Raw genomic sequence first — 18,887 nt, forward strand, 5'->3', positions numbered from 1 at the left:
AGTATTACCGATGCAAAAAATTACTGTACATATCAAAAATTGCTATGGCATTCGATCTTTCGATGCTGAATTTGATTTTTCAAAAAAGAAAGCAAATTTAATTTATGCACCAAATGGCATGATGAAAACCTCATTTGCTCGTACTTTTAAGGATTACAGCGATAATATTCAAAGTAAGGACAGAATGTATCCAGATAGAAACCCTGTTCAAAAAATCACCGATGAAAATAGTAATGCTATTAATGTAGATGAAATATTTGTCATTGAGCCTTATGTTTCTGATTATGAATCAAGCCGAATCTCTACTTTGATGGTTAATAAAACACTAAAATCCGAATATGATAGAATATTAAAAACTATAGAAAGCAAAGAAAAAGATTTTGTCCAACTTTTACGTGACTCATCTGGAATAAATAAAGGTCTTGAAGACATCGTTTCTATTGTATTTTCAAAAGAAAAAGATAATTTTTTAAGAGCACTTGAACGAGTACGAACAGAAGTAAATGAAGAAGAAAGTCTATTAGCTAACATATCATATATAAACATATTTAATGAAAAAGTTGAAAAGTTTTTATCTACGAAAGATTTAAAAGATAAATTAAGTGAATACACAAAAAATTATGATTCGCTTTTAGATAATTCTGCATTTTTTCGTAAAGGGATATTTAATCACTATCAAGCTGGAGAAATCGCAAGACAATTAAAAACACACGGATTTTTTAAAGCAGACCATACAATATATCTTAATGCAGACACAGAAAAGAAAGAAATCACCTCAGAAGACCAGCTTAAAGAAGTAATCGCTGATGAAATGAGATCCATAATGGATGACCCAAAACTTAAAAAATCATTCACAGAAATTGATACTAAATTAAAAGCAAATCAAGATTTACGCTCTTTTCGAGAGTTTTTACTTAATAATATGAGTATAATTCCAGAGCTTACTAATCCAGAATTATTTAAAGAAAAACTTTGGAAAGCATATATTATAAAACACATAGAGTCATTCAACCTACTTATGGCTGAATATGATAATGGCAAGAAAAGAATAGAAGAGATTACCGATACAGCATCTACTCAAGTGACAAAATGGCAAGAAGTTATAAATATATTCAATAGTCGTTTTTCAGTTCCATTCAAAGTAAGTATAGCTAACAAACAAGATGTAATCCTCAAACGTGACACACCAAATATTGAGTTTCAGTTTTCAGATGAAGGGGGAGAGCCTGTTTCAGTTGATCGCAAAGACCTTATTGATATTCTCAGTAATGGTGAAAAGCGTGCGCTTTATATCCTTAATATTATTTTTGAAGTCGAAGCCAGGAAACAAGGTAATATACCAACACTTTTCATTGTAGATGATATAGCCGATTCTTTTGATTATAAAAATAAATATGCCATCGTAGAATACCTACATGATATTTTGCATGAAGGAGACTTCAAACAAATTATACTAACTCATAATTACGACTTCTACCGAACAATCTGGAAACGCTTTGACTTAAATGGAGCAAACTTTCATATTTCAAAGAACGCTGAAAGTATTAGCTTGATAAAAGAATCAATGTATAAAGATCCTTTCCAAAAATGGAAGGCACAGATACATAAAGAAAATAACGAAGAAATACTCATTGCCATGATACCTTTTGTGAGAAATTTGGCTGAATATTGCGGATTTGATGAAGAATTTAAGCAATTAACATCTTTATTACACATTAAGAGGGATACCGATAATATTACAGTTAAATCATTGATTGATATATTCGGTAAAATTCTTAAAGGGCAAGATTTTGGAAATCTTACCCAAAGTGAAGACAATGTTAAAAACCTGATTTTTAATGAGGCGACTAAAATAACTCAAAATGGTTCTTTTAATGATTTAGAAAAAAAGATTGTTCTGTCTATTTCAATAAGGCTGAAAGCAGAAGAATTTCTTATTTCAAAAATAAACAATCCAGATTTGGTCGCAAATATCAACTCGAATCAAACAGATAAATTAATCAAAGAATATAAGGTTTATTTTGAATCAATAGATACTGAATCAGACAACATTAAGCTTATTGAACAAGTAAACTTAATGACACCAGAGAATATCCACATTAATTCTTTTATGTTTGAGCCATTATTAGATATGTCAGGAGAACACCTCTCTAGGTTGCATAAAAAAATAGATAGTTTAGAGGTGACTTAATTTAAATTAAAACCCACGTCAGAAGCTCTTTGTTTTTTAAATTCTAATTTAACCATAGAGTTTCATTCTTTCTTTGAAAACTCCGAAATTGTAGCTTGCAAGGAAACTTCCCTCGCTGAAAATCATGGAAACGGGGCTTAGCGAAGTGGTGATTTTTAGTCCCTGATACTCGATGTTCAAGTTTTTCCATCCCATTGCCATCAAACTCTTACCTTCACCCAGTAGAACAATACTTTAATGATGCTGTTGGCCCTAAGCGCCCTAAATCTCTGCCAATCATATGTTTTCCTGATGGCAGCAGTTGAAACACATCCTTTATTAATTCACCTAACTCTTTCAGCTTATCACCAGGATCTGGAAACTCTAGCAATGACGTGATGAACTCAAGCAGTACATCCATTTGAGACTTGCGCTGTAAGCTTCCTACGGTATACGCAGGTAGTTTGCTTTCAATGCGGGCTATTTGCTCTGGGTGAAGGAGGAGGCAATGGTCAAACAAAAGACTCAGAATCAGGCCACGGCTTGATCCCTCTTCATCTAATTGTTTGGCCTCACGCCCCCATCCTTCATAAAGCTTCCAGTCCTCAAAGAAAACCTCAATCAGCCATCTCAACGTATAGGCTTGAATAATATCTTGTGTGCGCCAAGTCAGGTCTGTCGCCACTAAATAGCGATAGTCGTTTTCACCGTCATATTTTAAGGCAATGACAAAGCGTTTTTTACTGTGAGAACTCACCTTTAATCGTGCACTGCTGACAGTCACTTTAATCTCTTTGCCGCCACGTACACGTATTATCTGATCAATGCCTTTGTTAATCGAATTAAAGTAGCTCTCGACTGACCTTATTCTACCTCTATATTCAATTTTTTGGTTTTTACGTAATTGGCTAATCACCTGCGAGCCTCCAGATTCTTTAGCGGCTTCGTCCATAAAGGCTTTTTCACCATACAGCGCATCAGCCAGTACGCCTTTAATTTTAATCAGGCTATGCGCAACTTTAAACTCTTTTAATAAGCCTAATGCAATCTCTGTTTTGGTCGGGTAGGCACTGTCACGTTCAGGCTTAATAGGCCGATCTTTTTTTGCTATACCGCTCTTTTTCAACCGTTTATCTTCTTTATCCCACTGCTTTAAGGCTGGATCCGGCATATAAAAGAAAAAACCGACAGGCACTGTAATGGATGAGGTAACTAGCAGCAATAATACTATCGTTTGTCCATTAACATACCCGCCGGAGCCTTTGTGTTTCTGCTTGTAAACCTTATAAATACGTTTTGTAGACTTAGATCGTGCTCGGTCTGATTCATCAAAGGCCAACACACCTTCAGTAATGCCATAACGTTTTAAAATTAAGACCACACTCACCCGTAGCAACCAGTCCCAGGGTATACTTGCTTTACGAAACACCCAGGATAATGCGGCTACTTTGCAATCTCCAAGGCTTGCTCGCTCAAACTTAGCCCAGCAAACAGAGTTCATTAGCAGTATGCACGTTAAACAAGTGCCCAACCAAGCGGCTTGAATCCGTGTCAAAGCGGCTCCGGGTTTTAGCTGATTGAGCGCATCATTTAAATCGTCAATATAGCTTTGGATAAAGGTGGCTGGGGCATTCATTAACATGGGCTTACACCGATAAAATTACAACAACCTCAGAATACCTGATTTTACCTTCTCAATATCAAAAACTTGAACATCGAGTGATAGGCGACAGGGCAATTCGCTGATTCGACGTGTGCTAGCAGCACGCGAGAGGAGCAAGAATTGCATTCCGAATAGCCGTCCAGCCAGTGAGGTAGTAATGACGAAGCGGCTTTTGTGCGTAGTCGTTGCGGACGCAGGGCGTTCAGGGCATCTCCCATCCGCTGCGTAGGTGAACGAATTATGGCGACAGGAGTCCCGGAATTTCGTGAGGTAGCATGGCGCGCCTGTAAATGGATCATGTTCAAACTGTTCCGAAACAATCAGTGACAAGCCATTAATCGATTTACGCATATCAGTCACGCCTGTCGCCAGGTATACGTAATTAACAGACAGTCCGTTTATCATGATACCGACCTAAGTAATTCTAATAATGGCTTTAAAGATGAAAGCTCCGTATCGGCAAGGATTTCCAGGCTGAAACCATTACTATGAGTTATTTTGATCACTGACAAACCAGCAGATAACCTTGAGCCGATGAGCGTGTCTTCAGTCGCTGTCAGCCCCGGGCGGGATGATAGTCTCCAGAAGGCGCAGGGAAATTTGCCAATCCGAAGTGCGCGATAGCGCGCGAGGGAGGCTAAAATTTTATCCCGAATAGCCGTAGAGCCATTTGTGGTAGCCATGACTGAGCTGCTTTGTGCTCAGTCTGTGGCGGACGCAGGGCGGCTGGAGCATCTCCTATTCGCTGCGTAGGTGAACGAATTACGGCGACAGGAGTCCCGGGATTTCGTGAGGTAGCATAGGCGCGCCTAAACAAGTTTTACTGGAACTAATTGGCTGGATTGTTTCACTGATGAGGTCGCTGAGCTGAATTGCTTTTTGTAATAACTGAAAATATGCGGCTTGATATCATGGGCTTTGCAATACTCGATCTGAGTTAAGCTACTGGCTTGCCATTGCGGTATATGGTCTTGCATAGCCGATTTATTTTGAGATGGGCTCATTAAGGTTCTGTCGCATAAATCCCCATTCTCCGCGTTATCTGCTATCATAATTCTCATATTTCAATAAAAGGTGGATCACATGCTCATCTTCAAAGGTACTCACTTTCCAAACGCTGAAAATCCTGGAAACGGAGCTTTAGCGAAGTGAAGATTTTTAGTCCGCGATAGGCGTAGGGCCGTTATTTTGTCGGAGTCTGAGCGTTAGCGAAGGTGGAGACAAAATAAAAGGCCATCCGACACGGCGTCAAGTCATTTGGAGCCTATGTTCCGACCCCTTGTTGGGTCGGGACGAGGTGACGAGGACGAATCGGGGCCGCCGGAGGCATAAGTGGTCGCGTTAAGTTTTTGCTGCTTGCTTGGGCTGGGATGCCCAAAACAAGCTTTCGCAAAAATAGCGACTCCCCAAAGATGTCATTCTTTATGCTGTTTTCTTTTATGTCAGGTATGGTGTTTCGTATCGCGACCTTGAAGAAATTATGGAAGTCGGGGAGTCGCTATTTTTGCGAACGCTGTCAGCCCCGGACGGGCTGATAGTCTCCAGAAGGCGCAGGGAAATTTGCCAATCCGAAGTGCGCGATAGCGCGCGAGGGAGGCTAAAATTTTATCCCGAATAGCCGTAGAGCCATTTGAGGTAGCCATGACTGAGCTGCTTTGTGCTCAGTCTGTGGCGGACGCAGGGCGGCTGGAGCATCTCCTATTCGCTGCGTAGGTGAACGAATTACGGCGACAGGAGTCCCGGAATTTCGTGAGGTAGCATGGCGCGCCTGAGCTTGTTTTGGGCATCCCAGCCCAAGCAAGCAGCAAAAACTTAACGCGACCACTTATGCCTCCGGCGGCCCCGATTCGTCCTCGTCACCTCGTCCCGACCCAACAAGGGGTCGGAACATAGGCTCCAAATGACTTGACGCCGTGTCGGATGGCCTTTTATTTTGTCTCCACCTTCGCTAACGCTCAGACTCCGACAAAACAACGGCCCTACGGCTATCGCGGACTAAAAATCTTCACTTCGCTAAAGCTCCGTTTCCAGGATTTTCAGCGAAAGAGGTGTTGAAGTGGATCATGCTACGCTCAACGGTTCTGTCGCATAAATCCCCCTTCCCGACGTTATCTGCTATCCTAATTCTCAATTTCAATAAAAGGTGGATCATATGCTCAGCTTCAAAGGCACTCACTTCCAAAAGATGTCATTCTTTATGCTGTTTTCTTTTATGTCAGGTATGGCGTTTCGTATCGCGACCTTGAAGAAATTATGGAAGAAAGAGGTGTTGAAGTGGATCATGCTACGCTCAATCGTTGGGTTATCCGTTATTCTCCTGCCATTGCTGTAAAAGCTAAATCTCAGAAACGAGAAACCAATAAGTCGTGGCGCATGGATGAAACGTATATCAAAGTGAAGGGGCAGTGGACCTATTTATACCGAGCTGTTGATAGTCGCGGGGATACGCTTGATTTCATGCTTTCTGAGCGCCGTGATGAAGAGGCTGCAACCGCATTTTTCAAACAAACGATTAACAATAATGGCTTTCCTGATAAGGTCGTTATGGATAAAAGTGGCGCTAACTATGCAGGATTAGCCAATATTAACCTCTTGTTAATCCTCGCTGGGTTTGCCACTATGATCGACATATTACAGGTTAAATATTTGAATAACATCATCGAACAGGATCATCGATTTATCAAAAAAATAACAAAGCCAAGGATGGGCTTTAAAGCGTTTCACTCCGCTCAAGCAACCATTGATGGAATTGAAACAGCACATATGATCCGAAAGGGACAATTGTCTGAGGAAAATATTCCTGCTTATAGGCAGTTTATGGCTTTAGCAGGATAGTTATGCCTGAAGACCAGGAGGTCTGCGCTTTTGATAATTATTGCGACAGAACCAGTTTGCGTTCCACAAATGCCAACACACCTTCAGTAATGCCATAACGTTTTAAAATTAAGACCACAATCACCCGTAGCAACCACTCCCAGGGTATACTTGCACTGTATATATTTTATTCATTTATTTTAAACCTTTGGATTCTGTCGCAATACTTATCAAAAGCGACCCACCCCCGATTTTATATTAAAATACCTCGCACAGTCACGAATGCGGGGTATATGTGGATAAACATCCCAAGTTGTTCAATAAGAAGATCACGATTTGAACAACCACCTAAATTCTTAATCTATAGGTACTGAACGTGCTAAATTTAAGAATTCCTCTTTCATTTCTTTACTACTTGATGCGTTTTTCTCTAGGGTTAATTCATAATATTTAGAATCTGTTGTCCATACTAGGGAAGTTGTAGCTTTCCCGCTGGGACTTATCCCCACTTCGTATATAGCAGGATTCCCATTAATATTTTCATTAACTGCCTCTTCGGTAAATACCACTTTACCCCCTCCGGTATGATAATCATCCTCCGAAAGTTGAACCAAGCTTAAATTGTCAAACTCATAAACTCTTGTTAAAGTAGTCCACTTCCCTTCATCATAGAGCCCGCTCACCTGTCTGGAAACCACCTTTTTACCTTCGAAGGGTGTTTCATCTAAATTAGTGGGTTCTACCGTTAAAAGTTTAACCGCTTCCTCATGGGTCTTCTCAAATTTTTTACTTTTTGGAGTCATCTCGTCTCGGATTGGAGTTATACTATTTTCAGTCATATCAACATACCCCCGTTCTTTCATTTGTCGTATAGACAACTCCGTTTCCTTTTTAACATAGTCAGGTATAGGAAAATCCTCCATTGGAGCGAAGGATACATCCTCTTCCTGCCCCCCAAAGAACTCTTCCATAGCTTCAAATTCTGACTCTATATTCTTTTTATTTTCATCGGAATGTTCAGTATCTGAATTTTCAGTATCAGGATATTCAGTATAGGCATATTCCATATCTGAAGGTGGCTCCCACGCCTTATATCCCGAATGCACCTTCTCTGATACCTCAGGGGGTTTTTGGGATGGGTTATGACGAATTTTTTCTGGAACAAAAGTTGGTGAAACTTTTTCAACTTTACTTACTTTTTCAATTACACCTCCCTCTTCAGAATTACCTTCGTCCCCGGTTAATGTGTATCTCGCATAAGCTAAAATTGAAAACAAGCCTACTAGAAAAAACACTGTTAACCCGTATTTTTTACATGTACTCATAGTTCTATCCTATTGATAGTTAAAACGATGTAATCCTCTGAGCTACATCGTTTTAAGGTTAAGTTAAAGAAAAATTACAGTAACTACTCAGCGAAGCTGAGTAGCCCAATGAAATTATAAAGCAAATTCAGGTAACTTTCCCTCAAAGACCAGGGTCATTGCCTGAGTTGCACTTAGACCTTGTTTACGGCAAGTTGATAAATACCCTCTGACACGACAAAATATCTCTGCACCCTTGGTACTACGAAAGCAGCCGGATATTTTCTGTTGAACCTTGGTCATCCGAATCGAATTTTCTGCGGCATTATTGGTAAATGGCACCCAGGTATTTGTCATGAAGCGCAAGACATCCTCTTCATAATTAATCAGCCTTTCCAGTAAGTTTCTAGCTTTACTGCGTTTTATTCGCCCCCGTTTTACTTCTTTAGGCTTATCGGGTGGTGGGCATTCAATCTCCGCTTTGCCAAGTAATTCTCTGTATTGTACTTTCCATTTTTCTGCTTCTTTATGTAGTAGCATGCCACCTGCTTCATTGACGGCATCATTCATTTTTTCAAGTAGTCGTTTCATTTCAAGCGCCCACTCCTGTTTATCCTGCTCCCAGGCGCGCGTTAATTCCCTCAAATGATGTGCATTACAAAGCGAATGAGTACAGTCATATTTATAGTAGGGCTTCCAATGATCATGACATAAAATCCCATGAAAATGGAGTAAAATCCCAATGTCATTCATTGCCTCTGTGCCACGTTTGGCATGGGGAAAGAAGTGTGTCCACTGATCATTGGACGTCCCATGTAGCCAATGGCGCTTACCATTAATATTAATGCCTGTTTCATCCGCATGAATGCACGGTGATTCGACTAAGTGTTCTTTACTGATAGTTTCAAACCCAGCCAACTTCTCATAGGCCAGTTCATTGAAATTATAGATAGAGCCTTCACTAATCGGCATACCTAATTGATCAGCGAAATACTCCTGTATTCGGTTGTAGGGCAATAACTGATATTGCGAAAGATAAACCACATGGGCTTTTATCCCATTACCATATTGCGCAGCCTTAGTAACCTCATCTGGAAAAGGAGCGATAAAACACTGACCTTTTTCATTTATCAACCGTTGCGCCCGCTGTCAGCCCCGGACGGGCTGATAGTCTCCAGAAGGCGCAGGGAAATTTGCCAATCCGAAGTGCGCGATAGCGCGCGAGGGAGGCTAAAATTTTATCCCGAATAGCCGTAGAGCCATTTGTGGTAGCCATGACTGAGCTGCTTTGTGCTCAGTCTGTGGCGGACGCAGGGCGGCTGGAGCATCTCCTATTCGCTGCGTAGGTGAACGAATTACGGCGACAGGAGTCCCGGAATTTCGTGAGGTAGCATGGCGCGCCTGTGGTATTCTGTCACTACCCTTGAGATATCAATATCGAATACCTGGCGTGTTTCAAAGCCATCTGCCGTGTATCGCCCTTTTGGCAAGGTACGGCGATCAATGGTAATGATCTCGATTTCATCCGGGTCATCTATTTTTTGAAGTGTCGTGCCGACATGCGATTCTTGTCCGCCAGAAGGCTTATCTGATTTTTTGCGATTCCCTTTTTTACGGTTGGGATCACTTGCAGGTGGTTTACTGCTATTTTTGCTGTTCAGTGTCACTCGATTGAGTAATACCGTGATTAATAATAGAATCACTTCCAGTGCTGATTTTAGCGCAGGAGATATATCACGCTCAGTTTCAAGTAACTGTTTGGCATGACTGATTGCGGAATCAACATCTCGGGGAGTCGCTATTTTTGCGAAAGCTTGTTTTGGGCATCCCAGCCCAAGCAAGCAGCAAAAACTTAACGCGACCACTTATGCCTCCGGCTGCCCCGATTCGTCCTCGTCACCTCGTCCCGACCCAACAAGGGGTCGTAACATAGGCTCCAAATGACTTGACGCCGTGTCGGATGGCCTTTTATTTTGTCTCCACCTTCGCTAACGCTCAGACTCCGACAAAACAACGGCCCTACGGCTATCGCGGACTAAAAATCTTCACTTCGCTAAAGCTCCGTTTCCAGGATTTTCAGCGGATGAAGTCTATTTTCAAAGGGTAACCTGTATTGCTTTAAGGACAGGCTTATTATCTCATGGGTTTTAAATCCCGAATTTTCCTTGTTTTAAGCGATTGTAAGGCGAATAAAAAAGCTCTTCGAGGTCGTAGATGTTTAAGGGGACATTTTGTGATGACTATAGCGATAGAAGCAATAAAGCGTGGATTAATCGACTGTTGGGCAGTTCACTAAAAATCACAAAAACCAGGCTAAAACCCTGTCAAGAACTTTTTTAATTATTTACGCTGAGTAGTTACAAATTACAATTGTTAAGTTTAGTACGGTAAAGAAAAATTACAATTGTCAGTTTGGCTACGTTTAGAAAGGAACGTTTTATTATTTCCAGATTTCAAATAATGGAATCCCACAACAGTCCATAAGGATTGACCTGTATTATCTCTATGGGCTGCCCCGTTATTATTCCATAAATATTCCCATCCAGTGTCAAGCTGATGTCTCATCTTTCCATGCTTATAGTGCCTGCTAAAAACCCTCGACAATCTCTTCTCCGAGCTCATGAATGTTATTGACTCATTTCCATAATCAGCTCCTCCCGGCGGAAAGCAATTTGCTCTACTAAACTGCCACAACTTAGCACTAGAAACACTACTAAATGACATTAAACCTACAGTTAACACGATAGGCAGTGAACGGAACAATTTTGATTTTTTCATTTTAATTTACCATTAAACTAAGAATCTGTCTCATCAGTATCAGGAGATAATCCCGGATAGACGCTTCTCAGCGTTTCGACTTGGTTAGGATGTTAATACCATAGGCTACAGTCCATTTTCTACCCTTACCAAATTTTTTTGCGCGCCAGGATGCCCTTGTTCTGCCGCCATCCTGTACCACTTAACGGCTTCTTTGTCGTCCGGATCAACACCTTTACCATGTTCGTACATCATTCCTAATATAAATTGTGCACCCGCACGCCGCAGAATTTGCAAAATGCGCCCTGTGGCGATATATAGCCGTTAAATGAATAGTGTTTCTTGTGCTCTTGAATATACTTGTTCACCACTAGGATTACAGAGACTTTCGTCCATATATGCCCAGATTACGTTTATTGAAATAATATCAACTTTGCCCACTACCCATTGTGTTAATTGGGTTCTGTCGCATAAATCCCCATTCTCCGCGTTATCTGCTATCATAATTCTCATATTTCAATAAAAGGTGGATCACATGCTCATCTTCAAAGGTACTCACTTTCCAAAAGATGTCATTCTTTATGCTGTTTTCTTTTATGTCAGGTATGGTGTTTCGTATCGCGACCTTGAAGAAATTATGGAAGAAAGAGGTGTTGAAGTGGATCATGCTACGCTCAACCGTTGGGTTATCCGTTATTCTCCTGCCATTGCTGTAAAAGCTAAATCTCAGAAACGAGAAACCAATAAATCGTGGCGCATGGATGAAACGTATATCAACAGGCGCGCCATGCTACCTCACGAAATTCCGGGACTCCTGTCGCCATAATTCGTTCACCTACGCAGCGGATGGGAGATGCCCTGAACGCCCTGCGTCCGCAACGACTACGCACAAAAGCCGCTTCGTCATTACTACCTCACTCGCTGGACGGCTATTCGGAATGCAATTCTTGCTCCTCTAGCGTGCTGCTAGCACACGTCGAATCAGCGAATTGCCCTGTCGCCTATCAGGGACTAAAAATCACCACTTCGCTAAGCTCCGTTTCCATGATTTTCAGCGGCTGCAACAGCCTTTTTCAAACAAACGATTAACAATAATGGCTTTCCTGATAAGGTCGTTATGGATAAAAGTGGCGCTAACTATGCAGGATTAGCCAATATTAACCTCTTGTTAATCCTTGCTGGGTTTGCCACTATGATCGACATATTACAGGTTAAATATTTGAATAACATCATCGAACAGGATCATCGATTTATCAAAAAAATAACAAAACCGATGATGGGCTTTAAAGCGTTTCACTCCGCTCAAGCAACCATTGATGGAATTGAAACAGCACATATGATCCGAAAGGGACAATTGTCTGAGGAAAATATTCCTGCTTATAAGCAGTTTATGGCTTTAGCAGGATAGTTATGCCTGAAGACCAGGAGGTCTGCGCTTTTGATAATTATTGCGACAGAACCCGTCGAATCAGCGAATTGCCCTGTCGCCTATCAGGGACTAAAAATCACCACTTCGCTAAGCTACTTTTCCATGATTTTCAGCGAAAGAATGACATCTTTTTGAAAGTGAGTGCCTTTGAAGCTGAGCATGTGATCCACCTTTTATTGAAATTGATAATTATGATAGCAGATAACGTCGGGAAGGGGGATTTATGCGACAGAACCCCATAAAAAGGGTTGTCTTGCATCATAATACATATAAGGCCGCCCATTAACCTCTATAGGCTCTCTGTCGTCTGTGTGCATTAAATAAGCAGGGGTATTCTTCCATGCTGCGCCTAACGCTAAAAGATGGGCTATAGAAGTTTTCCCTACTCCGCCCTTAGTTCCAACTATTGCTATACCTTTCATACTTTCGCGCTCCTGTCTCTTTGAATGATATATCTTAGGGCTTCGCTTGCGCTAACAACTTTCCCAACCTCTTGCGCCATTATCACCGCTTGAGCATTGATATAGTCAATATCCCTTTGCTGTAGAGAAAAGGTTTTTTTTGCTGCCTTTTGCCCCTTGTCACTCTCGGCCTGTGCTGTCTGTGTAAAAGCATCATCAGGCGTTAGCCCGTCTAAACTTTTTATGTCTGGTTTTTTCATTGCCTCACCTTTCAATACACGAAAGTATGAAGGTATGCTGCTACTTTCATACTTTATGAAAGTTATAGTATACATGTTGTTTATGGCATATCAATACACATAATATGAAAGTATGAATAAGAAAATAATCCTATTTTTTTGTAGTGCAGGCGCGCCATGCTACCTCACGAAATTCCGGGACTCCTGTCGCCTATCAGGGGCTAAAAATCACCACTTCGCTAAGCTCCGTTTCCATGATTTTCAGCGGGCGCTTAGGGCCAACAGCATCATTAAAGTATTGTTCTGCTGGGTGAAGGTAAGAGTTTGATGGCAATGGGATGGAAAAACTTGAACATCGAGTAACAGTTGTAATTTTTAATTAGTATAGATAAATGACCATGTGAAACTAGGATTCCCTAGTTTCATTAAAAATATAGAGGATGAGAAGATGGCATATTACAAAGAACACGTTATTATTATACCTGCATTGCTGTTGGTATTTGGTACAGCTTATGCATTATCAGGTTGGGGCAATAAACCTGATATACCAGTAAGTGAGACTAAGCAACCACGGACTGCTGAGGTTGTCAGAGAAACCTTTACTGATTATGTCCCAGAGGTGCCTAGCAAACCAAAGGTGCATGTGGAGATTGATCCTGATCATGATCAGGAAGAGTTAGACTTAAATGATCCATTAGCAAGTCCCTCTTTTGATACGATGGAGGAGGGGGTTTCAATAGTTTCATATAAAGACCAACCAATACCTCAACTATTTAAAGATCTGACAAAGAAGGCTGTTGAAGAGATGGCAGAACGAGGATACGCGTCAGTTGAGGAATCAAATGTACGTACGATTTCTAGAGTCCTTGAGCCTAGATTTAAACATCTGATGTTATCTTATGACGAAGCCGCTAACCAACTGGTTAAAGAACCCGCAAACTTAGAGGGTACGCCATTTGATGATGGGGAACTACTTGGCGCACACACGGGAGGCTCTAATCATGACGGAAAATGGACAGATATAGACCGTTTTTATAAATTCGATGATTTGGGAGTAGTGAAACTGAGTGAAGTTGATTATATTACGAGTGGAGGTCGCATACAAATGACTGAGGAGTTAATTAATGAAGAGGTTCACGGTGTACCTGCGGAATACAGAGTTAATGTGAGTAATTCAGGGGCCGCTGTATCTTTAGTCTCTTGGGTAACGGATTCAAAAGATTACACACTGTATGTTGAGAAAAACGGGGCTAAGGATGAGGGGGTGAGACAGAGACTCCTAGAATTGGCACGATCTATCCCAGCGGGTTAAAGCACACAGGCGGGTTCTGTCGCAAAAGATACGTATTTGTGTAAACCTGGTACGGGGAGTCGCTATTTTTGCGAAAGCTTGTTTTGGGCATCCCAGCCCAAGCAAGCAGCAAAAACTTAACGCGACCACTTATGCCTCCGGCGGCCCCCATTCGTCCTCGTCACCTCGTCCCGACCCAACAAGGGGTCGGAACATAGGCTCCAAATGACTTGACGCCGTGTCGGATGGCCTTTTATTTTGTCTCCACCTTCGCTAACGCTCAGACTCCGACAAAACAACGGCCCTACGGCTATCGCGGACTAAAAATCATCACTTCGCTTAGGCTACGTTTCCCTGATTTTCAGCGTATGAACCTGTTTTTTTTCTTCGCCCAGGGGGTAAGTAACTTTTTTATCGTATCTGTAATCTTCTATCTTGGGCGCGCCTGATGTTTTTACAATTGAATCCGAGTACTCTAAAAAGGATAACTCACAGTACACATGGCGCGCCAGCTCTTCGCTAAGGCGCTTTATATCGCTTTTAAGGCACTTTAACAGCTAACCCCTACCATATACACCAATTAAGGGTTTTTGTGGGTCTTTAAGGGGCTTACATGCCCGCCAATAAGCGATTGACTAATTTGGGTGTGTGGTATGTGGTTTGTTATAGCTGTTGCAGAAAACAAAGATTAAACGGTAAACCATTCCAAAATAAAGGGTTGGCTTATTGCAACAAGCAACAGTATTCTGGGGACTCTTTACCCTAGGGAGGAAGTAACTTTTTAAACTTCATAATAAAACGCTATTTAGTGTACAATATAACACAGATTGTACTATATCTATAATCCTTTTATAATCAAAGACTAGGGTTACTGTCATGTACAACCTATGGATATTTATACGAAACATTACATTTACAATTTATGGTTTTATAGTTACTCCTCTTTGGGGATAACACGCGTATGACTTCATTTCAACTAATTATTAAACGTGAATGAAATCAATTTCTTGCTCAATTAGGATAAATTATCATGGCTAAGGGGAACCATAGATTCCCTTTGGGTTTAATTACTGCAATCCCTTAAACTGTATAATATAACCAATCGCTTGTTCATCAGAGCAATTTGAGTAGACCTTTAATTTAGCAGACTCTCAGCCCTAGGGGAAAGTAACTTTTTTTAGCGTATACTCGATATATGAAGATTCCCTTATATAAGAAAATACAAGGGAATCCAGGCGCGCCATGCTACCTCACGAAATTCCGGGACTCCTGTCGCCATAATTCGTTCACCTACGCAGCGGATGGGAGATGCCCTGAACGCCCTGCGTCCGCAACGACTACGCACAAAAGCCGCTTCGTCATTACTACCTCACTGGCTGGACGGCTATTCGGAATGCAATTCTTGCTCCTCTAGCGTGCTGCTAGCACACGTCGAATCAGCAAATTGCCCTGTCGCCTATCAGGGACTAAAAATCACCACTTCGCTAAGCTACGTTTCCATGATTTTCATCTGACTCTAATGGGTTGAGCTATCAGCTTTACTTAAAGGCGGCATAAAATAAGTCCTCCTATTGTGCTTCACATTAAGACCCGTTAACACTTTTTTTACAGCCATCTGGTTCGATCTGTTATTTATTATATTCTTAGGTAACTCATTTATTATCTCGGAGCTAGTCATTTTTATTGTTCTATTGCTAAGTGCCTCACCAGTTTTGTCAGCAGTAAACTCAAACACCTCCAAAACTATATCTTTCAATGACCTATTGTCAGGATAGCCTAAGATTTCCGCACGTAGAGCCTCTTCTTCGGGCGTAAGCCACCATTGCCCACCATGTGTATAGGCATGCCAGATAAACGCCCACAAGTCTGTATAATCAAAATTAGAAACGCGTGGATAATCTAACCGACCTTTAGCAATAACGGGTAGAAGCCTTCTATCCCACCTAGCACCTTTGGGTGGATATTCTCCCTCAACAGAAGTCATACACGATACATGCCTACGTATGACTGTAGGTTTCCTAGCGTACGTTAATCTTATTTCATCCACCTCTTTTGCCAAAAATCCTTTTAACTCGGGCAGCCCTTTCTTCTTCAACGCAGGATCTAGGCCTGCAAGTTCAGGTATCCAACACCTAATAATATTAAGCATAGAATCCCGGTCTTTTGTATCTAGGCGAACAGAGTCTTTTATGTATTTATGAAGTTCCGCAGGGAGTAGGTATTTAATAAATGAAGTTTTATGGAGTCCTTGATCTCCACCTAGCACCAGCACACATTCATATTTGGGGATAGCATCTGGATGCTTACCTTCATGCTTTGCCATATCAGCGGCTGCACAGCATTGTATTAGCCATCTATACATGGCGACCTTAACCCATTCCTTATCTTCCACTGGCAAGTTATCTACAAGTTCATGGACTGGGTTATTTGTCTTGGTGCGTGTAATGCCTGTAAGCCAATCTCTAACGGGATTAATAACATTGCTTTCAATGATAGATCCTAACTGTTCATCAACAATCGTCCTGCTAAGCTTGTAGTTCCTGCAAATAACTTTGGTGTACGCTATCAAGTCTTTCAGTTCATTTCCTTCTACGCCTGAAGAGCCTTTTATTACTGGCGCGTTTGAAATTTCATTATAACTGGCATCCACGCCAAAGCGTTTCATCAGTCCTTCAAGTTCTCCACGTTCCCCGGGGTGCAACAGGGGTGTTTTTTTGTCCATTTCTCTATATCCTTTGCAGTGTTAATTTATTTATTAATCTAAGTTATGTCGCTTTTCAGTCAAGCCAACCTCGGGTTGTGCTGTTGGCTCCTCTGGGTAGTGATATTCCCGTGTTTGCTGAAAGGGGACAGATGAATAGGTTGTGTTATATAAACAGTTTATCTGTCCCCTTTTTTAATGAATACGTGGGGCTGTAGACCTTTACCCTGTAATAAACTCATAGCTGAATAAAATATTATCATTTGGCTAGTGGCATAAGTCCGGTCTTTAGGGACTATCTTTATTGTCCCCTCATATTAGTTCTGAAACTTTCGATGACTTTTTTAGGCAGCCATCTTTATTCCATCTATGCTTTTAGACCATGCCTGCGACTGATTATAGACACTGATTTTCTTTGCTTTACGGCGTTTATTAATATCCTGCATTTGAATTAATGAGTCCTCAGTTATCTGGTAATTCCCGGCGAGGTTTTTTCCTACGCGCTTATGTTTCAACCCGAATCTCTTTAAAAATTGTCCTAATGTACGTGTGTCTAACTTTCGATTAACAGCCTTGAAATTGCCTAGCCCTGCTGCGTGTACCTCTTGATAATTGTCTTGCAAAAAGTCAATAGCGGCTTTTATTCGCTCCGCATCATAACGCTGTAGTTAGCAGCTCAAGAACAAAATGAGATGCTCACAAAAATCGTAGGAAAAATGACGGTTGAAAAGGAGTGGCTCGAAAAAAAGCTAAAAAGCTTGGACTCATCTGATAGAAAACAGTTGATTGAGCCCAAGCTTAACACTCTACCTCTAACACAGCAGTGTGCATTATTAGGATTAAATAGAAGCAATCTCTATTACAAAAAAAGAGAGAATAAAAAGAAAGAAGAGATCAAAACTCAGATTAATCACATTTTTAAAGACATCCCTATTTATGGTGCGGCTAAAGTACACCAGCAGTTGCTTGAAGGTGGTTTTAAAGTCAGTTTAAACACGGTGGCGAGTTATCGGCAGCAGATGGGCTTGAAAGCCGTATTAGCGGTAAAACAAGTCAATACAACGATCCCCATAAAAGAACATAAAAAATATACTTATAAGCTTAGAGATCTTGATATATCACACGCTAACCAAGTTTGGAGTACAGATATAACCTATATTAAAACCAAAGAAGGGATGGTTTATTTAGCGGCGATTATTGATTGGCACTCAAAAGCAGTGCTCGCCCATAAAATATCAAACACAATGGATTCTTTTTTAGTTATGGATGTATTAGATGAAGCGCTTTCTCTCTACGGAACACCTGAAATTTTTAATACGGATCAAGGCAGTCAATACACCAGTGAAATTCATACCCAACGACTAAAAAACAAAGGCATTACTATTTCTATGGATGGAAAAGGACGAGCAACGGATAATATTTGTATTGAACGGTTTTGGCGAAGTGCAAAATGTGAGCGTATTTATTTAAATGAATATGGTTCAATTAGAGCGTTAATAGAAGATGTTGATGACTATATTGAGTTTTATAATCATCAACGGTTTCATGAAACCCTGGACTATAAAAAACCAATGAATGTATATAGAGAAAGTATTTTAGCTAATGAACAGCAGAATGAAGCGGCTTAGGAATATGGAATAAGGATTGTTGAAAAATCTGTCTTGACTCTTTGGGGTGCTATAATTCTCCGTAATGCTGGTTGGTCAATAATTTGTGATATTTCGAAATCAGAAGCAACCGCCATCCCCCGCTCTATTTTTTCAATAATAGGCTGTTGGTTACTATTTATTTCTAAAGCTACCGTAAGGCAAGAGTCTTTTTTTAGGTAACCTTTTATTAAAGATTGAAAGAACTCAATTGATTCAGGGTGACGGTGTTGTTCGCCAATAATTGTAATGGAGTGAGGTTTTATAGAATTAAAAATAGGTTCGCTATTCCCAGCAGTAACGAGGTTAGGGAATAGCAATAATATGATATAGTATGATATGAGACTATATCGAATCATACTACTTTGTTAGCTCTTTGATTTTATTATCAATTTCTTTCTCTATTAAATCAATACAAAACTTCTGCATGCTATCTGGTGTGTTTTCAGCAATAAATTTAAGCTTCAATAAA

At 40.8% G+C, this 18,887-nt stretch carries 25 protein-coding genes, 1 other RNA gene and 7 pseudogenes; 15 read left to right on the plus strand and 18 right to left on the minus strand.

The annotated features are described in order from the left end of the window. The first annotated feature begins 10 nt into the window (after positions 1-10). Positions 11-2,191 (plus strand): ATP-binding protein, encoded by a 2,181-nt coding sequence (locus K6984_RS23160; RefSeq protein ID WP_221897607.1) that lies wholly within the window; start codon positions 11-13, stop codon positions 2,189-2,191. 48 nt (positions 2,192-2,239) lie between these two features. Here K6984_RS23160 and K6984_RS23165 read toward each other — a convergent pair whose 3' ends face one another. Genes K6984_RS23165 through K6984_RS31575 form a run of 3 tightly spaced genes read right to left on the minus strand, consistent with a single transcriptional unit; the run spans position 2,240 to position 4,051 of the window. Continuing rightward, on the minus strand, positions 2,240-2,395 hold the full coding sequence (locus K6984_RS23165; protein ID WP_221897608.1) for a hypothetical protein: 156 nt from the start codon (positions 2,393-2,395) through the stop codon (positions 2,240-2,242). A 10-nt stretch (positions 2,396-2,405) separates the two neighbouring features. After that, on the minus strand, positions 2,406-3,812 hold the full coding sequence (locus K6984_RS23170) for a transposase (RefSeq protein ID WP_221897609.1): 1,407 nt from the start codon (positions 3,810-3,812) through the stop codon (positions 2,406-2,408). A gap of 44 nt (positions 3,813-3,856) precedes the next feature. Then, positions 3,857-4,051 (minus strand): hypothetical protein, encoded by a 195-nt coding sequence (locus K6984_RS31575; RefSeq protein ID WP_221894995.1) that lies wholly within the window; start codon positions 4,049-4,051, stop codon positions 3,857-3,859. On the opposite strand from K6984_RS31575, the gene K6984_RS31580 reads away from it, so the two are divergent. Continuing rightward, positions 4,008-4,160, plus strand: coding sequence for a hypothetical protein (locus K6984_RS31580; protein ID WP_230988260.1), 153 nt, complete (start codon positions 4,008-4,010; stop codon positions 4,158-4,160). The genes K6984_RS31575 and K6984_RS31580 overlap by 44 nt on opposite strands. Here K6984_RS31580 and K6984_RS36545 read toward each other — a convergent pair. From K6984_RS36545 to K6984_RS23190, 5 genes and pseudogenes are all read right to left on the minus strand, one after another. Continuing rightward, a pseudogene (locus K6984_RS36545) lies at positions 4,158-4,238 on the minus strand (hypothetical protein); the annotation flags it as partial. The gene K6984_RS31580 and the pseudogene K6984_RS36545 overlap by 3 nt on opposite strands. After that, the gene (locus tag K6984_RS23180) at positions 4,235-4,516 is read right to left on the minus strand and encodes a hypothetical protein (RefSeq protein ID WP_221897610.1); all 282 of its coding nucleotides are present in this window, start codon (positions 4,514-4,516) and stop codon (positions 4,235-4,237) included. The pseudogene K6984_RS36545 and the gene K6984_RS23180, both read right to left, overlap by 4 nt. A 126-nt stretch (positions 4,517-4,642) precedes the next feature. Further along, positions 4,643-4,894, minus strand: coding sequence for an IS66 family insertion sequence element accessory protein TnpA (tnpA, locus tag K6984_RS36550; protein WP_420831704.1), 252 nt, complete (start codon positions 4,892-4,894; stop codon positions 4,643-4,645). A gap of 203 nt (positions 4,895-5,097) precedes the next feature. Next, entirely contained in the window at positions 5,098-5,226 is a 129-nt protein-coding gene (locus K6984_RS34640; protein ID WP_263458596.1) for a hypothetical protein, read from the minus strand. Positions 5,227-5,311: 85 nt separating this feature from the next. Then, positions 5,312-5,476 carry a hypothetical protein gene (locus K6984_RS23190; protein ID WP_221897611.1) on the minus strand — a complete coding sequence of 55 codons (165 nt, stop codon included), beginning with the start codon at positions 5,474-5,476 and terminating at the stop codon, positions 5,312-5,314. 277 nt (positions 5,477-5,753) lie between these two features. On the opposite strand from K6984_RS23190, the gene K6984_RS34645 reads away from it, so the two are divergent. After that, positions 5,754-5,888, plus strand: a complete 135-nt coding sequence (locus tag K6984_RS34645) for a hypothetical protein (RefSeq protein ID WP_263458846.1) — start codon at positions 5,754-5,756, stop codon at positions 5,886-5,888. A 97-nt stretch (positions 5,889-5,985) separates the two neighbouring features. Continuing rightward, positions 5,986-6,668: pseudogene (locus K6984_RS23195) on the plus strand (IS6 family transposase). Between the two features lie 335 nt (positions 6,669-7,003). Here K6984_RS23195 and K6984_RS23200 read toward each other — a convergent pair. The 4 genes and pseudogenes from K6984_RS23200 to K6984_RS23215 all read right to left on the minus strand — a co-directional run. After that, positions 7,004-7,972 carry a hypothetical protein gene (locus K6984_RS23200; protein WP_221897295.1) on the minus strand — a complete coding sequence of 323 codons (969 nt, stop codon included), beginning with the start codon at positions 7,970-7,972 and terminating at the stop codon, positions 7,004-7,006. A 114-nt stretch (positions 7,973-8,086) separates the two neighbouring features. After that, positions 8,087-9,097: pseudogene (tnpC, locus tag K6984_RS23205) on the minus strand (IS66 family transposase); the annotation flags it as partial. Beyond that, positions 9,075-9,227 (minus strand): hypothetical protein, encoded by a 153-nt coding sequence (locus K6984_RS23210; protein WP_221897613.1) that lies wholly within the window; start codon positions 9,225-9,227, stop codon positions 9,075-9,077. The gene K6984_RS23210 and the pseudogene tnpC, both read right to left, overlap by 23 nt. A 115-nt stretch (positions 9,228-9,342) precedes the next feature. After that, positions 9,343-9,753: pseudogene (locus tag K6984_RS23215) on the minus strand (DUF6444 domain-containing protein); the annotation flags it as partial. A 2-nt stretch (positions 9,754-9,755) separates the two neighbouring features. Between K6984_RS23215 and K6984_RS34650 the strand changes: the two are divergent. Further along, entirely contained in the window at positions 9,756-9,884 is a 129-nt protein-coding gene (locus K6984_RS34650) for a hypothetical protein (RefSeq protein ID WP_263458847.1), read from the plus strand. Between the two features lie 27 nt (positions 9,885-9,911). Continuing rightward, positions 9,912-10,058 carry a hypothetical protein gene (locus K6984_RS23220; RefSeq protein ID WP_221897615.1) on the plus strand — a complete coding sequence of 49 codons (147 nt, stop codon included), beginning with the start codon at positions 9,912-9,914 and terminating at the stop codon, positions 10,056-10,058. Between the two features lie 690 nt (positions 10,059-10,748). Here the strand turns inward: K6984_RS23220 and K6984_RS23225 are convergent. Together K6984_RS23225 and K6984_RS23230 are read right to left on the minus strand one after the other, a co-directional pair. Beyond that, positions 10,749-10,810, minus strand: an RNA gene (locus K6984_RS23225) — hammerhead ribozyme type II. A 24-nt stretch (positions 10,811-10,834) separates the two neighbouring features. Next, positions 10,835-11,005 (minus strand): tetratricopeptide repeat protein, encoded by a 171-nt coding sequence (locus tag K6984_RS23230; RefSeq protein WP_275967705.1) that lies wholly within the window; start codon positions 11,003-11,005, stop codon positions 10,835-10,837. A 238-nt stretch (positions 11,006-11,243) separates the two neighbouring features. Here K6984_RS23230 and K6984_RS23235 point away from each other — a divergent pair. The 3 genes and pseudogenes from K6984_RS23235 to K6984_RS34655 form a co-directional block, all read left to right on the plus strand. Beyond that, positions 11,244-11,602: pseudogene (locus K6984_RS23235) on the plus strand (hypothetical protein); the annotation flags it as partial. A 163-nt stretch (positions 11,603-11,765) separates the two neighbouring features. Then, positions 11,766-12,116, plus strand: a pseudogene (locus tag K6984_RS23245) (DDE-type integrase/transposase/recombinase); the annotation flags it as partial. Positions 12,117-12,146: 30 nt separating this feature from the next. After that, on the plus strand, positions 12,147-12,272 hold the full coding sequence (locus K6984_RS34655) for a hypothetical protein (RefSeq protein ID WP_263458848.1): 126 nt from the start codon (positions 12,147-12,149) through the stop codon (positions 12,270-12,272). A 283-nt stretch (positions 12,273-12,555) separates the two neighbouring features. Here K6984_RS34655 and K6984_RS23250 read toward each other — a convergent pair whose 3' ends face one another. After that, positions 12,556-12,798 carry a hypothetical protein gene (locus K6984_RS23250; protein ID WP_221897617.1) on the minus strand — a complete coding sequence of 81 codons (243 nt, stop codon included), beginning with the start codon at positions 12,796-12,798 and terminating at the stop codon, positions 12,556-12,558. 143 nt (positions 12,799-12,941) lie between these two features. Here K6984_RS23250 and K6984_RS23255 point away from each other — a divergent pair, with 143 nt between their 5' ends. The 4 genes from K6984_RS23255 (at position 12,942) to K6984_RS23265 (ending at position 14,517) form a co-directional block, all read left to right on the plus strand. Beyond that, positions 12,942-13,091 carry a hypothetical protein gene (locus tag K6984_RS23255; protein WP_221897618.1) on the plus strand — a complete coding sequence of 50 codons (150 nt, stop codon included), beginning with the start codon at positions 12,942-12,944 and terminating at the stop codon, positions 13,089-13,091. A gap of 134 nt (positions 13,092-13,225) precedes the next feature. After that, entirely contained in the window at positions 13,226-14,089 is an 864-nt protein-coding gene (locus tag K6984_RS23260; RefSeq protein ID WP_221897619.1) for a hypothetical protein, read from the plus strand. 68 nt (positions 14,090-14,157) lie between these two features. Then, a complete protein-coding gene (locus tag K6984_RS34660; RefSeq protein WP_263458596.1) occupies positions 14,158-14,286 on the plus strand; it encodes a hypothetical protein in 129 nt (42 codons plus the stop codon). A gap of 27 nt (positions 14,287-14,313) precedes the next feature. After that, a complete protein-coding gene (locus K6984_RS23265; protein WP_221897620.1) occupies positions 14,314-14,517 on the plus strand; it encodes a hypothetical protein in 204 nt (67 codons plus the stop codon). Between the two features lie 758 nt (positions 14,518-15,275). Here the strand turns inward: K6984_RS23265 and K6984_RS23270 are convergent. Then, a complete protein-coding gene (locus tag K6984_RS23270; protein ID WP_221897621.1) occupies positions 15,276-15,413 on the minus strand; it encodes a hypothetical protein in 138 nt (45 codons plus the stop codon). On the opposite strand from K6984_RS23270, the gene K6984_RS23275 reads away from it, so the two are divergent. Next, a complete protein-coding gene (locus K6984_RS23275) occupies positions 15,370-15,582 on the plus strand; it encodes a hypothetical protein (protein WP_221897622.1) in 213 nt (70 codons plus the stop codon). The two genes, K6984_RS23270 and K6984_RS23275, sit on opposite strands and share 44 nt — an antisense overlap. Positions 15,583-15,584: 2 nt before the next feature. Here K6984_RS23275 and K6984_RS23280 read toward each other — a convergent pair whose 3' ends face one another. Beyond that, positions 15,585-16,790, minus strand: a complete 1,206-nt coding sequence (locus K6984_RS23280) for a virulence-associated E family protein (RefSeq protein WP_221897623.1) — start codon at positions 16,788-16,790, stop codon at positions 15,585-15,587. 323 nt (positions 16,791-17,113) lie between these two features. After that, on the minus strand, positions 17,114-17,392 hold the full coding sequence (locus K6984_RS23285; protein ID WP_221897624.1) for a hypothetical protein: 279 nt from the start codon (positions 17,390-17,392) through the stop codon (positions 17,114-17,116). Positions 17,393-17,458: 66 nt separating this feature from the next. Between K6984_RS23285 and K6984_RS23290 the strand changes: the two are divergent. Then, positions 17,459-18,397: pseudogene (locus K6984_RS23290) on the plus strand (IS3 family transposase); the annotation flags it as partial. Positions 18,398-18,887 lie beyond the last annotated feature (490 nt).

Origin of the sequence: Bathymodiolus japonicus methanotrophic gill symbiont, from assembly GCF_019721995.1 — a bacterium.
Lineage (GTDB): Bacteria > Pseudomonadota > Gammaproteobacteria > Methylococcales > Methylomonadaceae > Methyloprofundus.

What these genes read in the sequence shown, in the direction of transcription:
- K6984_RS23160 (WP_221897607.1), top strand. Translation starts at nt 11, where the DNA reads ATGCAAAAAATTACTGTACATATCAAAAATTGCTATGGCATTCGATCT.
- K6984_RS23170 (WP_221897609.1), bottom strand. Translation starts at nt 3,812, where the DNA reads ATGTTAATGAATGCCCCAGCCACCTTTATCCAAAGCTATATTGACGAT.
- K6984_RS31575 (WP_221894995.1), bottom strand. Translation starts at nt 4,051, where the DNA reads ATGGGAGATGCCCTGAACGCCCTGCGTCCGCAACGACTACGCACAAAA.
- K6984_RS23180 (WP_221897610.1), bottom strand. Translation starts at nt 4,516, where the DNA reads ATGGCTACCACAAATGGCTCTACGGCTATTCGGGATAAAATTTTAGCC.
- tnpA (WP_420831704.1), bottom strand. Translation starts at nt 4,894, where the DNA reads ATGAGAATTATGATAGCAGATAACGCGGAGAATGGGGATTTATGCGAC.
- K6984_RS23190 (WP_221897611.1), bottom strand. Translation starts at nt 5,476, where the DNA reads ATGGCTACCTCAAATGGCTCTACGGCTATTCGGGATAAAATTTTAGCC.
- K6984_RS34645 (WP_263458846.1), top strand. Translation starts at nt 5,754, where the DNA reads ATGGCCTTTTATTTTGTCTCCACCTTCGCTAACGCTCAGACTCCGACA.
- K6984_RS23200 (WP_221897295.1), bottom strand. Translation starts at nt 7,972, where the DNA reads ATGAGTACATGTAAAAAATACGGGTTAACAGTGTTTTTTCTAGTAGGC.
- K6984_RS23210 (WP_221897613.1), bottom strand. Translation starts at nt 9,227, where the DNA reads ATGGCTACCACAAATGGCTCTACGGCTATTCGGGATAAAATTTTAGCC.
- K6984_RS23220 (WP_221897615.1), top strand. Translation starts at nt 9,912, where the DNA reads ATGGCCTTTTATTTTGTCTCCACCTTCGCTAACGCTCAGACTCCGACA.
- K6984_RS23250 (WP_221897617.1), bottom strand. Translation starts at nt 12,798, where the DNA reads ATGAAAAAACCAGACATAAAAAGTTTAGACGGGCTAACGCCTGATGAT.
- K6984_RS23260 (WP_221897619.1), top strand. Translation starts at nt 13,226, where the DNA reads ATGGCATATTACAAAGAACACGTTATTATTATACCTGCATTGCTGTTG.
- K6984_RS23265 (WP_221897620.1), top strand. Translation starts at nt 14,314, where the DNA reads ATGGCCTTTTATTTTGTCTCCACCTTCGCTAACGCTCAGACTCCGACA.
- K6984_RS23275 (WP_221897622.1), top strand. Translation starts at nt 15,370, where the DNA reads ATGGGAGATGCCCTGAACGCCCTGCGTCCGCAACGACTACGCACAAAA.
- K6984_RS23280 (WP_221897623.1), bottom strand. Translation starts at nt 16,790, where the DNA reads ATGGACAAAAAAACACCCCTGTTGCACCCCGGGGAACGTGGAGAACTT.